Origin of the sequence: Pantoea sp. Z09 (assembly GCF_022394795.1) — a bacterium.
Taxonomy (GTDB): domain Bacteria; phylum Pseudomonadota; class Gammaproteobacteria; order Enterobacterales; family Enterobacteriaceae; genus Pantoea; species Pantoea latae.
The window spans coordinates 513,678-527,811 of the sequence record NZ_CP092373.1; the positions used below are offsets into that span (position 1 = coordinate 513,678).

At 52.6% G+C, this 14,134-nt stretch carries 18 protein-coding genes; 11 read left to right on the forward strand and 7 right to left on the reverse strand.

Features of this window, described 5'->3' with window-relative positions:
- Positions 1 to 4: 4 nt before the first annotated feature.
- Positions 5 to 702, reverse strand: a protein-coding gene (locus MC269_RS02525) for an IS1-like element IS1A family transposase (RefSeq protein WP_103215986.1) whose coding sequence is annotated in 2 segments (ribosomal slippage) — positions 5 to 453 and positions 453 to 702 — 699 coding nt in all. Because the reading frame shifts where the segments join, the coding sequence is not laid out codon by codon here.
- Positions 703 to 763: 61 nt separating this feature from the next.
- Between MC269_RS02525 and MC269_RS02530 the strand changes: the two genes are divergently transcribed.
- Both MC269_RS02530 and MC269_RS02535 read left to right on the forward strand, forming a co-directional pair.
- A complete protein-coding gene (locus MC269_RS02530; RefSeq protein ID WP_239953715.1) occupies positions 764 to 1,072 on the forward strand; it encodes a hypothetical protein in 309 nt (102 codons plus the stop codon).
- A complete protein-coding gene (locus tag MC269_RS02535) occupies positions 1,072 to 1,665 on the forward strand; it encodes a tail fiber assembly protein (protein WP_239953717.1) in 594 nt (197 codons plus the stop codon). Before MC269_RS02530 ends, MC269_RS02535 begins: the two co-directional genes overlap by 1 nt.
- A 110-nt stretch (positions 1,666 to 1,775) precedes the next feature.
- Here MC269_RS02535 and MC269_RS02540 read toward each other — a convergent pair whose 3' ends face one another.
- Entirely contained in the window at positions 1,776 to 2,183 is a 408-nt protein-coding gene (locus tag MC269_RS02540) for a tail fiber assembly protein (protein ID WP_239953719.1), read from the reverse strand.
- A complete protein-coding gene (locus MC269_RS02545; protein ID WP_239953721.1) occupies positions 2,167 to 2,814 on the reverse strand; it encodes a hypothetical protein in 648 nt (215 codons plus the stop codon). The genes MC269_RS02540 and MC269_RS02545 overlap by 17 nt, the downstream gene beginning before the upstream one ends.
- A 48-nt stretch (positions 2,815 to 2,862) precedes the next feature.
- Here MC269_RS02545 and MC269_RS02550 point away from each other — a divergent pair, with 48 nt between their 5' ends.
- From MC269_RS02550 to MC269_RS02590, 9 genes are all read left to right on the forward strand, one after another.
- Entirely contained in the window at positions 2,863 to 3,438 is a 576-nt protein-coding gene (locus MC269_RS02550; protein WP_239953723.1) for a recombinase family protein, read from the forward strand.
- 122 nt (positions 3,439 to 3,560) lie between these two features.
- Positions 3,561 to 4,730, forward strand: coding sequence for a phage tail sheath protein (locus tag MC269_RS02555; RefSeq protein WP_239953725.1), 1,170 nt, complete (start codon positions 3,561 to 3,563; stop codon positions 4,728 to 4,730).
- A 12-nt stretch (positions 4,731 to 4,742) separates the two neighbouring features.
- Positions 4,743 to 5,252 carry a phage major tail tube protein gene (locus tag MC269_RS02560; RefSeq protein ID WP_239953727.1) on the forward strand — a complete coding sequence of 170 codons (510 nt, stop codon included), beginning with the start codon at positions 4,743 to 4,745 and terminating at the stop codon, positions 5,250 to 5,252.
- A gap of 53 nt (positions 5,253 to 5,305) precedes the next feature.
- On the forward strand, positions 5,306 to 5,602 hold the full coding sequence (locus MC269_RS02565) for a phage tail assembly protein (RefSeq protein WP_239953728.1): 297 nt from the start codon (positions 5,306 to 5,308) through the stop codon (positions 5,600 to 5,602).
- Between the two features lie 14 nt (positions 5,603 to 5,616).
- Positions 5,617 to 5,739 carry a GpE family phage tail protein gene (locus MC269_RS02570; RefSeq protein ID WP_239953730.1) on the forward strand — a complete coding sequence of 41 codons (123 nt, stop codon included), beginning with the start codon at positions 5,617 to 5,619 and terminating at the stop codon, positions 5,737 to 5,739.
- Complete coding sequence (locus MC269_RS02575) at positions 5,732 to 8,179, forward strand: phage tail tape measure protein (RefSeq protein ID WP_239953732.1); 2,448 nt, start codon at positions 5,732 to 5,734, stop codon at positions 8,177 to 8,179. The genes MC269_RS02570 and MC269_RS02575 overlap by 8 nt, the downstream gene beginning before the upstream one ends.
- A 3-nt stretch (positions 8,180 to 8,182) precedes the next feature.
- Complete coding sequence (locus MC269_RS02580) at positions 8,183 to 8,674, forward strand: phage tail protein (RefSeq protein WP_239953734.1); 492 nt, start codon at positions 8,183 to 8,185, stop codon at positions 8,672 to 8,674.
- A gap of 14 nt (positions 8,675 to 8,688) precedes the next feature.
- A complete protein-coding gene (locus MC269_RS02585) occupies positions 8,689 to 9,813 on the forward strand; it encodes a phage late control D family protein (RefSeq protein ID WP_239955051.1) in 1,125 nt (374 codons plus the stop codon).
- 75 nt (positions 9,814 to 9,888) lie between these two features.
- Positions 9,889 to 10,098, forward strand: a complete 210-nt coding sequence (locus tag MC269_RS02590; protein ID WP_096072071.1) for an ogr/Delta-like zinc finger family protein — start codon at positions 9,889 to 9,891, stop codon at positions 10,096 to 10,098.
- A 200-nt stretch (positions 10,099 to 10,298) separates the two neighbouring features.
- On the opposite strand, the gene MC269_RS02595 is transcribed toward MC269_RS02590, so the two are convergent.
- The 4 genes from MC269_RS02595 to MC269_RS02610 form a co-directional block, all read right to left on the reverse strand.
- A complete protein-coding gene (locus MC269_RS02595) occupies positions 10,299 to 10,724 on the reverse strand; it encodes a hypothetical protein (RefSeq protein ID WP_239953736.1) in 426 nt (141 codons plus the stop codon).
- Positions 10,702 to 11,118, reverse strand: coding sequence for a polymorphic toxin type 44 domain-containing protein (locus MC269_RS02600; RefSeq protein WP_239953738.1), 417 nt, complete (start codon positions 11,116 to 11,118; stop codon positions 10,702 to 10,704). Before MC269_RS02600 ends, MC269_RS02595 begins: the two co-directional genes overlap by 23 nt.
- Complete coding sequence (locus MC269_RS02605) at positions 11,115 to 11,606, reverse strand: Hcp family type VI secretion system effector (RefSeq protein WP_239953740.1); 492 nt, start codon at positions 11,604 to 11,606, stop codon at positions 11,115 to 11,117. The genes MC269_RS02600 and MC269_RS02605 overlap by 4 nt, the downstream gene beginning before the upstream one ends.
- A 734-nt stretch (positions 11,607 to 12,340) precedes the next feature.
- The gene (locus MC269_RS02610; RefSeq protein WP_239953742.1) at positions 12,341 to 14,029 is read right to left on the reverse strand and encodes an ATP-dependent endonuclease; all 1,689 of its coding nucleotides are present in this window, start codon (positions 14,027 to 14,029) and stop codon (positions 12,341 to 12,343) included.
- Positions 14,030 to 14,134 lie beyond the last annotated feature (105 nt).

Consider the following 14,134-nt stretch of genomic DNA (forward strand, 5'->3'; position numbering starts at 1 on the left):
CAACTTATTGATAGTGTTTTATGTTCAGATAATGCCCGATGACTTTATCATGCAGCTCCACCGATTTTGAGAACGACAGCGACTTCCGTCCCAGCCTTGCCAGATGCTGCCTCAGATTCAGGTTATGCCGCTCAATTCGCTGCGTATATCGCTTGCTGATTACGTGCAGCTTTCCCTTCAGGCGGGATTCATACAGCGGCCAGCCATCCGTCATCCATATCACCACGTCAAAGGGTGACAGCAGGCTCATAAGACGCCCCAGCGTCGCCATAGTGCGTTCACCGAATACGTGCGCAACAACCGTCTTCCGGAGCCTGTCATACGCGTAAAACAGCCAGCGCTGGCGCGATTTAGCCCCGACGTAGCCCCACTGTTCGTCCATTTCCGCGCAGACGATGACGTCACTGCCCGGCTGTATGCGCGAGGTTACCGACTGCGGCCTGAGTTTTTTAAGTGACGTAAAATCGTGTTGAGGCCAACGCCCATAATGCGGGCGGTTGCCCGGCATCCAACGCCATTCATGGCCATATCAATGATTTTCTGGTGCGTACCGGGTTGAGAGGCGGTGTATGTGAACTGTAACTGCCATGTTTTACGGCAGTGAGAGCAGAGATAGCGCTGATGTCCGGCAGTACTTTTACCGTTACGCACCACCCCGTCAGTAGCTGAACAGGAGGGACAGCTGATAGAAACAGAAGCCACTGGAGCACCTCAAAAACACCATCATACACTAAATCAGTAAGTTGGCAGCATCACCCGCGGAGTGGATAGTGAACGTTTATTATTATCAGCACAAGGTGATGCTATTAGAAATATTGTAGGCGAACAGTCACTTGTTGTTGCTTACAATGGTAGGTCGTCAGGCGTTTTTTATAATAATGGGAAGAACTCAAATGAGGGTGTTTACGCCGATGGAACTGAAATAAATGATGGTCCACCAGTAGGGAATGTTTCAGAAGGAGGGGCTTCTCATGGTGAGAAAATATATTTTGATGCTTCAAGAACTGTTCCGACGGCTAATGAGAACAGACCACGCAACATTGCATTTAATATTATTGTGAGAGCTGCATAATGATTGATTTTACTTTCGATGAGAACGGCCTGGCAAGCGAGCCCGGTAATGTAACTGTATATAATTATGATTCGCAAAGTGGCGAATATATAAATATGGTCGAAGAGTATTTGCCGCAAGGTGTTGGCGTGCCGGCAAATGCAACTACCGTTGCGCCACCGGTTGTTAAAGCAGGTAATATGGCTATTTTTCGCGAAAATGACTGGCATATTATTGCCGATCATCGTGGTGAAAGCATATACAAAACTGAAGACGGAGCAGTAACAGAAGTCACTGAGTTAGGTGATTATCCAGCCGGAACCACAACGTTAAAGCCTGCAACCGAATTTGATAAATGGGATGGAGAAAAGTGGGTCACGGATAGGGATGCGATGAATATCGCGCAAATTAAAGTTGCAGAAGCCAAGAGGAAATCATTACTGGCAGAGGCGCAGGTAAAAATCAGTATCTGGCAAACTGAATTGCAGTTAGGCATTATTGATAATGAAGATAAAGCTAAGCTGACAGACTGGTTGTCTTACATTAAAGCGCTACAAAAAATTGATAGTAGCGCTGCGCCAGATATTAAATGGCCAGAAGTGCCCGCTCAGTGAATGACTGGCATGATTGATACCCAAACCTGTAAATTTATTCGCTCTTAATGACGGCATAATTTATCGTGACTGCACCTGAGGTAGTGAAATCCTCAGGTGCATTTTTATTATTATGAGGGTTTGGTCGGCCACTCTATATCTGCCGCATTCTGCATATTAACGCGACTGAGAAGGACTCGGTATTTTTTCCATTCAGCTAATCGTGTCACTTCTTCATCCGTTGCAATATTAATATCAACGGCATCTTGTAGCGGAGCGATAGCGTTGTTTGCCTCTTCCATTAAGAGAGTATGCGTAGCCTTTGCCACTAAAACAGCATTTTCAGTTTTAACAGCCGGAGCCGTGAAATGACCGTCATTGTAGAGGTAACCTACCTCAGGTGCCTCGGCCAAAGAGGTAATATCGATCCACTCCAGCGATGGATGATATATCTTTGAGGGTTGAACGCTGAGCGAAACTATCTCTGCAACGTGCTGCTCCTCAATTCGGCATAATTTTTCATTAGCTAAACTCCTCAATATAGATCACGCCGTGCGCGCCAAATGCCCCAACATACGGATCGGTACGAGTATTACCGCCGCCGCCCGCGCCAAACCTTGGCGCACGATTTGATGCTGAACTTTCACCGCTGCGGGCGCCGCCGCCCCAGTAACTTGCGCCGCCATCGCCAGAACCGCCAAAGTAAGGATTGGCTGACTCGCTGACAATACCGGGTGCATCGCTGCCGTCACCACCGCGAATATTTAAGTCGCCGCCAACCGCGCTGCCACCGCCGCCGCCCGCATCGCCCTTTGCTGAAGCACCGTTGCCTGCCGTTAACCGCCCATCAAACGAACTGCTTGATGAATCTGACGTCTCATCTGCTCCCTGACCAACAACGCCTGCGTACGTTTTGCTCTCATCAACCGTCAGCCAGGCGATGGTGGTGCCGCCCGCTCCGCCGCCTGCACCACGCGCATGAAATCCATTGCCCCAGCCAAGGAAGCCATAGCCCCTGCCGCCACCGCCGGTCATAATGATTTTGATACGCTTCGTTCCAGCCGAGGGCTTATAGCTGACAGCCCCTGGCGTGGTGAATATCTGCCGGTTAAGAAAGCGCCCGGAAAATTTTTCGCTAATACCAAGGTTTTTGAGAAACCCGCCATGCATGACAAAATCCGCAAAAATCCGTCCCTGATAAGCTGAAGAGAAAAGGTTATGGCCGTCATTGGTTATATTCGCGTGTCAACAATTGACCAGAATTGCGATTTACAGCGGGATGCGCTCAAAAGCGCAAATTGTGACCGCATTTTTGAAGATCGAATTAGCGGGAAAGTGGCAAGCCGCCCAGGCCTTAAGCAGGCGCTTAAGCACATTAATAAAGGCGATACGCTGGTCGTCTGGAAACTGGATCGGCTTGGGCGCAGCGTCAAAAATCTCATCGCGCTGATTTCAGCGCTGCATGACCGCGGCGCGCATTTCCGCTCTTTGACCGACAGCATCGACACCAGCAGCGCCATGGGACGTTTCTTTTTCCATGTGATGTCAGCGCTGGCGGAGATGGAGCGTGAACTGATCGTTGAGCGCACGCTGGCTGGGCTGGCGGCGGCCCGGGCGAAAGGGCGCACGGGCGGAAGGCCACAGGCTCTGAACCCGCAGGAACGCGAGCAAGCCAGCCGGCTGCTGGCGCAAGGCCATAGCCGACAGCAGCTGGCTATCATCTACGGCGTCGGGCTATCCACCCTGTATAAATATTTTCCTGTAAAGACGCAGGAAGAGGCGAGCGCTCCATAATTTTGTGGCAGCAGAAGGCAGAGCTAGCCTGCTGTTCGCTCAGCCCTCAGCAAACCGCAACCGCATGATTTCTCTCACCTGACCTGACAATCTGAGCGCACCCTCAACACGGAGTACATCAGATGTCTGATTATCATCACGGTGTACGCGTTGTCGAAATCAACGACGGCACGCGCACCATTTCTACCGTATCCACCGCCGTAGTCGGCCTGGTCTGCACCGCAGACGACGCAGACGCCACGGCGTTCCCCCTCAACACCCCGGTGCTGCTGACCAACGTGCAGGCCGCTATCGCCAAAGCTGGCAGCAAAGGCACGCTGGCGGCGTCGCTGCAGGCGATTGCCGACCAGGCGAAGCCGGTTACCGTCGTGGTGCGCGTCGCCGAAGGCGCGACCGAAGCGGAAACGATCTCCAACCTTATCGGCACCACCGATGAAAACGGCCAGTACACCGGCATGAAGGCGCTGCTGACCGCGCAGACGCAGCTCGACGTCAAGCCGCGTATCCTCGGCGTGCCGGGGCTCGACTCGCAGGAAGTGGCGACCGCGCTGGCGAGCATCGCGCAGCAGCTGCGCGCCTTCGCCTATGTGTCAGCCTGGAACTGCAAAACCATCAGCGATGCGATGAACTACCGCAAAAACTTCAGCCAGCGCGAACTGATGGTGATCTGGCCCGATTTCGTCGCCTGGAACACCGCAACCAGCACCGCTGAAACCGCGTTTGCCACGGCGCGCGCGCTCGGTCTGCGCGCCAAGATCGACAACGACACCGGCTGGCATAAAACCCTGTCAAACGTCGGCGTCAACGGCGTTACCGGCATCTCTTCATCGGTCTTCTGGGATCTGCAACAGAGCGGCACCGATGCCGACCTGCTGAACGAAGCCTGCGTCACCACGCTGATCCGCAAAGATGGCTTCCGCTTCTGGGGCAACCGCACCTGCAGCGACGATCCGCTCTTTGTGTTTGAAAACTACACCCGCACCGCGCAGGTGCTGGCCGACACCATGGCCGAAGCGCACATGTGGGCCAACGACAAACCGCTGACGCCGGTACTGGTGCGTGAAATCGTGGCGGGCATCAACGCCAAATTCCGCGAGCTGGTCAACGCCGGCTACCTGCTGGGCGCGTCAGCCTGGTACGACGAAAGCGCCAACGACGTTGCCAGCCTGAAGGCGGGCAAACTCGCCATCGACTACGACTACACGCCGGTGCCGCCGCTGGAAGATCTCACCCTGCGCCAGCGCATCACCGACACCTATCTGGCGAACTTCGCCGCATCCGTTAACAGCTGAGGAGCCGGATAAATGGCACTACCCCGCAAACTGAAAGGGCTGAACCTTTTCAACGATTCAAACAGCTATCAGGGCGTTGTCTCTTCCGTCACCCTGCCGAAGCTCTCCCGCAAGCTGAACGCCTATCGCGGCGGCGGCATGAACGGCGCCGCCTTTATCGATAACGGCCTGGACGACGATGCGCTCGATATGGAGTGGACTATCGCCGGCATGGACGACCTGGCGCTGTCGCAGTGGGGCGGTTCCGCCGTGCCGCTGCGCTTCACCGGCTCTTACCAGCGTGACGACACCGGCGAAGAGATCGCGGTTGAGATTGAGGTGCGTGGCCGTCATCAGGCGTTCGATTTTGGCGAAGCCAAACAGGGTGAGGACACTGAAACCAAAATCACTACCAAAAACACCTATTTCAAGCTCACCTGGAACGGCAAAGAGCTGATTGAGATCGACACCGTCAACATGGTGGAGAAGGTGAACGGCACCGATCGCCTTGAGCAGCGCCGTAAAAATCTCGGCCTGGCTTAACCCTGACGCCAGCGCCTGGCGCTGGCTTTTTTACCTGTCTGAGAGAGATAAACATGGAACAGCAAGAAAATATCGTTGTGCTGGAAACCCCGCTAAAACGCGGCGATGGTGCCATCGCGCAGGTAGAGCTGATTAAGCCGAACGCCGGCTCGCTGCGCGGCGTGCGCCTTGCCGATCTCGCATCAAGCGACGTCGATGCGCTGCTGACGGTGCTGCCGCGCATCACGCTGCCTGCGCTGACCAAAGCGGAGTGCAATAGCCTCGACCCGGTGGATCTGATCGCGCTGGGCGGCAAGGTGATCGGTTTTTTGCAGTCGAAGTCGGCCGCGTCGAATGGCCTGGCGGACTGACGGTCAATGACCTGATGGCCGACATCGCCGCCATTTTTCACTGGCCCCTTTCTGAAATGAACAACCTGCCGCTGGCCGAGCTGCTCGACTGGCGGCATAAAGCCCTGATCCGCAGCGGAGCAAATACGGATGAGTGAAGACCTCAAACTGCAGGCGCTGCTGAAAGCGGTTAATCAGGCGCTGCGCCCGCTACAGACCCTCCAGAATGAAACGCAACAGGTGACCGACAACATCGCCGACACGCAGCAGAAGCTTGCGGCGCTGCAGGCACAGTCGGCGAAAATCGACGGCTTTCGCGCCACCAGCCGTCAGCTGAGCGACACCCAGCAGAAGCTGAAAGAGGCAAAAGCCGAAACGGCGGCGCTGGCGCAGGCGATGCGCAGCAGCGGTCAGCCAACCGACGCACAGAGCCGCGCGCTGGAGAGGGCGCGGCAGCAAACCGCCGCGCTGCAAACCCAGGCGCAAAACCTGCGTCTCTCCGTGCAGCAGCAGCGCGAGAGCCTGAACAGCGCGGGCATCTCTACGCGCAGCCTGAGCAGCGAACAGCTGCGGCTGAAAGCCTCAGCCGCGCAGGCCAACCTTAACCTCAGCGGTCAGCAGCAGCAGCTGCAACAGCTGAGCCAGCAGCAGGCGCGCCATAACCAGATGACGGAGCAATACCGCAAAGGCCAGGCGCTGGCGGGCAAGATCCGCAGCGGCGGCGCAGCGGCCATCGGTGCGGCGAAAACGGGCTTCACCGCCGGCGCCGCGCTGCTGCGTCCGGGTTATGAGCTGGCGCGTACCGATGCCGCGCTGCAGGCCGCGACCGGCCTGAATAAGGCGTCGCCTCAGGCTGTGGCGCTGGATAAGCAGGCGCGCCGCCTTAGCGTGGAAACGGGCGTTCCGGCGCAGACCGTTGCGCAGACGCAGCTCGACCTCGCCCAGGCGGGCGGCTCGGTTGACGATATCGCCTCCGCGACGCCGGTGGCGCTGAATATGACGCAGGTTAACCGCCACTCCTCACAGGAGAACGCCGGCCTGCTGATGGAAACGAAAACCGCCTTTGGCCTCGACAGCAGCGATCTCCCTCATCTGGGAGATGTGCTGAACGCTACGCTCGAGCAGACCGGCGTGACATTCGAGGATCTGAGCAGCGCGCTGAGCCGCGTCGCGCCGGTCGCCAGAAGCGCTGGCGTTGGCGTTGAGCAGACCTCCGCTATGCTGGGGCTGCTGGCAAAAAACCACATTACCGGCGCGGCGGCGGGCGAGGAGGTCGGCGCGGTAGTAACGCGCCTGCAGACGCCTGCTGCGGAACGCAGCATCGCCGCACTCGGCGTATCGACCCGCGATGAAAACGGCGACGCGCGTCAGATCATGCCGCTGCTGAAAGATATCCAGACCGCGTTCGCCAAAAAAGGCATGGGCGCGGCGCAGCAGGCGGAGGTGCTGAAAAACCTCGTCGGCGACAAGGCAGCCCCGGCGGCCGCGCTGCTGACCCAGGGCGCGGCCAGCGGCGAGCTGTCGACGCTCACCGCCACCGTACAGCACGCCGACGGCGGCACGGCGCGCATGGCGCAGTCGCAGCAGGATAGTCTGGGCGGCGACCTGCAAAAGCTGGACGCCTCAAAAGCAGCTATCGGCGTCGATCTCTACGCGCCGCTCGATGGCACGCTGCGCACGCTGACGCAGGATGCAACGCAGTTTCTGCAGACCGTCGACCAGTGGCTGCAGGACAACCCGACGCTGGCCAGCGGCATCGCAACGGCGGCGGCGGTGGCGCTGACCTTTGTCGGCGCGCTGGGCGCTATCGGCATGGCGGTCTGGCCGGTGGTCAGCGGCGTCGGCGCCATCATGGCCGGCGTCGAGATCCTCGGCGGCCTGTTCACGGTCGTGGGCGGCGCTATCGTCACCGCCATCGGCGCCATTACCTTGCCGGTGGTGGCCATCGTTGCGGCTATCGTTGGCGGCGCGCTGCTGATCCGCCAGTACTGGGAGCCGATCAGCGCCTTTATCAGCGGCGTCGCGCAGGGGTTCTCCGCCGCGATGGGGCCCATCAGCAACGCCTTTACGCCGCTGCAGCCGGTATTTGCGTGGGTCACGGATAAAATCAAGGCGGTGTGGAACGGCTTTACGCAACTGCTGGAGCCGGTGAAGTCGACGCAGGAGCAGCTGGCGGCCGCTGGCGATATGGGGAAAAAGTTCGGCACGATGATCGCCGATGCGCTGAAAATTCCCGGCCATGCGCTGGAGCAGCTTACCAGCGGCATCGACTGGGTGCTGAACAAGCTCGGCATCGCCAGCAGTAAAAGCAAAGAGCTGAAGGTGGATCTGCCGTCAGACGCGGCGAGCGACGCAACGACGACGACTCGCGGGCTGCAAACCGCTGTGCCGGCCGGCAACGTGCCTTATCGGCCGGTCATCACGCCAGGCGCGGGCGGCGGTGCGACGCAGCAGAATGCCTGGACCAACAATATCACGGTGAATGCGTCGCCCGGCATGGACCCCAATGATGTTGGGCGCATCGTGCAGCAGCATTTAGCTCAGCAGCAGTTTGAGCAGCAAAACCGGCAGCGCAGCGCCATGACAGGAGTGTTTTAAACCATGATGATGATCTACGGCCTGCCGCCCTTTATGCGGCAGACGCTGCCCTATACCCAGCTGATGCGCGACAGCAGCTGGAGCTGGGCCAATAACAGCCGCGTCGGCACGCGCCCCGCGGCGCAGTTCACCGGCAAGGGTAACGACAAGATTACGCTGAGCGGCGAGCTGCGCCCGGAGCTTACCGGCGGTCCGGTTAAAGCGCTGGCGTTTCAGCTGCTGGCTGACGAAGGACGCGCCTGGCCGCTGATCGGCGGCGACGGCACCATCTACGGCATGTATGTTATCGAGAGCTTTAAGACCACGCACAGCGACTTCTACGCCGACGGCAGCGCGCGGGTGATCGCCTTTACCCTCAACCTGCTGCGCGTCGACGAGTCGCTGGTCTCGATGTTCGGCGACTTGCAAAAGCAGGGCAGCGAGCTGTGGGCGAAAGCGGAATCGGCGGCGGGCTCGCTCTCTTCAGGCATCGCGGCGGGAGGCTTTTCACTGTGAGCGATCTTGGCGTGATGGCGATGAAGGCGGGCAGCCAGCGAGCGCCCGATTTTATGCTGTGGATCGGCAACAAAGACGTAACGTCCAATTTGCGCAATCGGCTGATCTCCCTCAACCTCGAGGATAATCGCGGCTTCGAGGCAGATACGCTGACGCTGAAGCTGGACGACAGCGACGGCCTGCTGCAGCTGCCGCAGCGCGGCACCCTGGTGTCGCTGTTCCTCGGCTGGGTGGGGCAGTTGCACAACAAGGGCGACTATACGGTGGATCAGGTCAGCCACGGCAGCGCGCCCGATGTGCTGACCATTGTTGCGCGCAGCGTCGATTTTCGCGGGGAGCTGAACAAGGCGCGTGACCTCTCTTATCACGACGCGACGCTGGGCAGCATCGTGACGCAGATTGCCCAGCGCTGCGGGCTGATTTTACAGATGGCGGAAGGGTTCGCCGGGATCAAAATCGATCATATCGATCAAACGCACGAAACCGATCCCGCCTTTGTCACCCGGCTGGCGAAACGCTATGGCGCCATCGCGGTGATTAAAGCGGGGCGCCTGCTGTTTTTGCGTCCCGGCAGCGGCGAGTTAGCCAGCGGTAAAGCGATTCCGACGGTGTTGCTGACGCGTCAGGATGGCGATAAGCATAATTTTACCGTGGCCGATCGCACCACCTATACCGGCGTCCAGGCGAAATGGCTCTCTACGAAGGAGGCGAAAACCCATCTGTTTCAGCTGCAGCGCAAGGCAAAAGCCGCCAGCGCTGACGCCGCAACGCATCCCGATGCGCAAAGCGCGCCGCAGCCAACCGGCAAGCAAGAGGGAGATTATCTTTCCGGCCAGAAAAATAGCCTGCTGGTGCTGTCAGAGGTCTTCAGCAGCGAAGAGATGGCGATGCAGGCGGCGCAGGCGAAGTGGAATGAGATCCAGCGCGGCGTCGTCCATTTTACCTTCCAGCTGGCGGCAGGACGCGCGGATCTCTACCCGGAAACGCCGGTGCGGGTCAGCGGTTTTAAAACCGTCATCGACGCCAGCGTCTGGATAATCAGCAAGGTCACGCACAGCCTGACCGCGAACGACGGCTTTACCACGACGCTGGAGCTAGAGAACGACATCGCAGGCGTGGAATATGAAGTGGTTAACTAACTATTAGTTAATTAATTTGCTTTTTGTGAGTAAATAAAGCGATAATTACGTCGTCAACTACTGAGGAACTCACAAATGATGCATTGCCCGCTGTGTCAGAGCGCTGCCCATACGCGCAGTAGCCGCTACATCTCTAACGAAACCAAAGAGCGCTATAACCAGTGTCAGAACATCAACTGCAGCTGTACCTTCAAGACGCACGAAAGCGTGACCGGCATGATCGTGACGCCGGGTAAAATCGAGAAGGTGGCGACAGGCAAGAAGCAGCCTGAGGTTCGCGCCTGATCTTTTGAAGTGCAAAGCCCGCATCAGCGGGTTTTTTTATGGCGGCAGCGCCGCCTCTTGGAGTGCTGGCTATAAGTGTATGGTGTGAGGCGGGAGGAGCTTGCCGCGTTGGCAATAAGTGTTAGTCGTTATCTTTGCGAGTGCCAGGTACCTTTAACCAGATACATCCCGTGGCGCAACGTGGCTATGGAGAATGTTGTTCAGTATGGCGTTGCAGTGAGGTAGACAGGGACCGAATAGATGCTATTGCCGACGCGGCAGGATGGCGTATTAGTGAAGCGGTAAACGGTGCCTTTTACGGATAAATAGATCGCGCCATCATCGACTTTTTGCAATGCGTTGCGATGTGATGTGATCATAAAGGGCTGCTGGTCATCTTTCAGGCTCGCCATAAAAGCATGGGCATCTTTACGGGCATCGTATAAATAGAAGCGGTAAGAGAAGTCTGTTGTGGCGCCTGCACTGGCTTCGGTGATGTAGAGGTTTACCTGAGAGGTGACGGGGATCGTCTGGAGGAGCCTTTGTTCGAGCGGGTTGAAGTGGGCAATTTTAAACGCTGCCCACACTAATACAGGGAGAAGTAAAATAAGCAGGTAGCGTTTTTTAAAACCCTGTGCGTTTCGCATATTCTATACCCATTTTTATCCATGCCTGATCGTCTGGATCGTCACCGTAAGGTGCAGATCTATACCAGTCACCAAAAGCAGGCGAACTTGTGCCTGCTCGACTTTGTGCCCATCCAGCAGCTCTTAGTAAAATCTCGTCAGGAATGCCTGCTGCATGTCCGATAGCACCATAATGGAAATTTCCAAAATTAGCATATTGCTTACCATGTTGGTTTTTATAATCCCAAGGGCTATGATTTTTAACCTGCTGATAAAACCAAAGATAGGTTAATGCTGAGGGACCACGATGCAGCCTGGCCAGCATCATGTTTTGTAGAATATTTACCCCGGGTGGAGAAAAAGAAGATACATCATAAGGAGGATGCGGGGAGGCAGCAAATGTAGGATATCTCATACTTGCGCTCGCTCATTCCAGCTATCTACAAACATTAAGTTTCCATCGCAATGCTTCCAGGTGATTTTTTCATAGCGTAATTCAATGCATTCCAGGTGGTTGTGTTTTTCTTTACTTGCGTCCTTTGTGTCATGCATAACGGGCGATACGCCAACGATTCGAACATTTTCAAGTAAAATATTAAAATACTCTACTTCTTGTCCAGCATCATTGATATGGTACCACTTGAATTCGGCAGACTTGAGAGTTTGCCCAGTGGCAACGGCTTTATAGAGATAGGGAGAGGAAGAATCAAATTCTTTCTGTATTAAGACTGGGGAATGTTTTCTTGTTCCTTTTATTTTTCCTGTCATCGCATCTGTAGGAAGGCTCAAATTGTGAGAAAAAGCAGTGACTTCGATGCTGCCCTCCCGGTCTTGAACATCTACTGAGCCTCGAATAATAGAGCCACCATCATCTTTTAACCACATATATGCGGGAATTGCCATTTGAGCACCTTTGTCATTTTTGAAAAATACAGACGCTACTCTTTTATGATTGAGGGGAATTGATCTTAATCAACTTATTTATTATTCATGTTTTATTTAATGTGGTTAATTAACTTGCCTGCCAGAAATGGAACTAATATTTTTTGTATGTTATTTTGGTGGAATGGCTATGTGATTTTTATTTTGCAATTAAAAAGGTGGGTCGCAGGGTATTTTCTGGGGTTATTTAATTTTTTTTGTGGTGAGCATTGTTAGGGATAAGGTGAAAATAGAAAAATATATTGCTCTGAGAGGTGAAAAAGAATGCATGTGTAATAGCGATAATGGGTTGAAAGGAGCGGGCATACAAAGATTAGATTTTAGGGTGGAAATTAGGTAATGATAAAATCGGTAGGGTGTTTTTGATGTATAGGTAATTGCATCGCAATTTTACTACTACGCTAAACTCGCCGAAAAAAATACTCAAAAGTTGGCTATATCTGGCTGATTACATAGCTTAATTGGGTGACTCTGCTGGTTTTGAACCAGCAACCAAGCGATTATGAGTCCCAATTTGAAGTGAGTAAAATCAGTAACTTGCTGATTTTTATGTTTTCTTTAGGCCGTATAGTGATGAAAAGTGGCACATAGCGTTGCGCTCTGCTGCCACTTTGCTGCCACTTTTACCATAGAACTATGATGCAGAAAAAATCAAAAGGTATCCAAATTTCCCAGTCGAAAATTATTTGAGTAATTTACTCATCCCATATTTCTTCTGCAAATGAACTTAATGTCTGATCTTTTATAGCCAAAGTTGTTCTACATAGATTAATGTTTTGCCCCAATCGTTGTTGTAGTTTATTTCTTAAACAACGCTCCACTAATTTCCCATGCATAAAGCCACGATTGTTGCCGTCGAAATTTCGATTGCAAAAATGAGAGATTTCTCCAGCATTTGGCTTATCACCGCCTCGATAAGAAGCTTGCAAACTTCGGTTGTAAATCGTGTTAATATATTTCATTATTATATCATCACGCTTATCGACTAGGCATTCATCAATATAACTGGAAATTTCTTCGAGAGTGAGTGTTGGGTAAAGCTCATGAATATGATTTTCGTTCACAAAGTGGCTTTCTGAATCATTACCATTCGTCACGAAAACTTTTATTCCAACTTCCTCTAAACTCTCTATGTAAGACGAAACCTCTGCATCTGTCATATAATCACGATCTCTATGGACTATGACAGAACTTCCGGGAGCATGGTGCAGTATGAAAGAATTTAGAGCTAACGCAATATTTACATTCGAACACCCATTGTATGACCATATTTGATATTCATCTTGCAAAAATCCAGAGGATTCTGCGATGATTTTAATATATTCTACGTTTGTATCTTCAGTTAATAATATGCAAGGTATTTCGCCATTCCTTAACTGATCACCTTTATCAAGCGCTCCAATTTCTAATAATATACTTCTTTCAAGGTCTCCAGAGTTTTCAACCAATGAACAGTTGTTTATCCAAAAAACACTGGCGTCATTTTTCAATGCTTCAAAAAAATGTCTTGAGTGAGTTGAGATAATAATTTGGCATTCAGTTTCTTGATGAAGTTCTTTTAATAGAACAGCAAGAGTTCTTTGGTTATTTGGGTGAAGGTGGGAATCAGGCTCATCTAATATTAATAATTTTGGTTTGTATAAGTAATAATATGCTAAAATCTGTATTGCTTGTAAAATGCCTGTTCCACAAGAATCTATTGGCAATGAAACCTCATTGCTTGTTACTCTTGCATTAATATGTTCATCGACATTGGGATCAAATCTTACGCTAATTTCATAATCAGGAAAAATTGCCTTGAACTTATTCTCAAATGCTATCCATGAATCTTGATCTTTAGATAGAAGTAAGAGGATATTCCTGAATACGCTATTTGAATCCCCCTTGGCCGCAGCTTTGCGTACTACTGATGGAGGTCTATATTCTTCAAAAGAAGGTATGCCTGCAAGACCAGGTACAATCATCGAGTATGGGTGTTCGATATTCTGAAGATTTTCTCCCAGTTCTTTTCCTTCAATTGAGGTTGCTATATTTCTATTTTTCCCCTTACGTATAGTTACTGATGAACTTGTTTGTTCGTTAAAAGTAACTTTGATTGCATGCTCCAATGATGTTTGAAGCTTTCCGTTAGGCGCCAGTGCATCAATATCCCTTAATGGAGAATAGATTAAAGACTCACTAGAAAGTGATGAAGGGCATCTTTCCTCTGTCCATCTTGCACCTTGTTGGTTTGTAGATTGGGCTATCGAAACCGCAAATTGTATTGCCTGTTGTATACTACTTTTACCAGCATTATTAGAACCTATTAATATATTGATACCGACTAATGGAATTTCGATATCGACGATGTTTTTAAATCTTTCAATTTTTATGCTGCTTAGCAAGATAGACTCCTTTTGAAAAGATAAAACGTTAACTTATGTGGCTATTATATCTAATTTAAAATTTGCTATTAAAATGCGTTGTAATTCTTTATTGATCTTGAATTT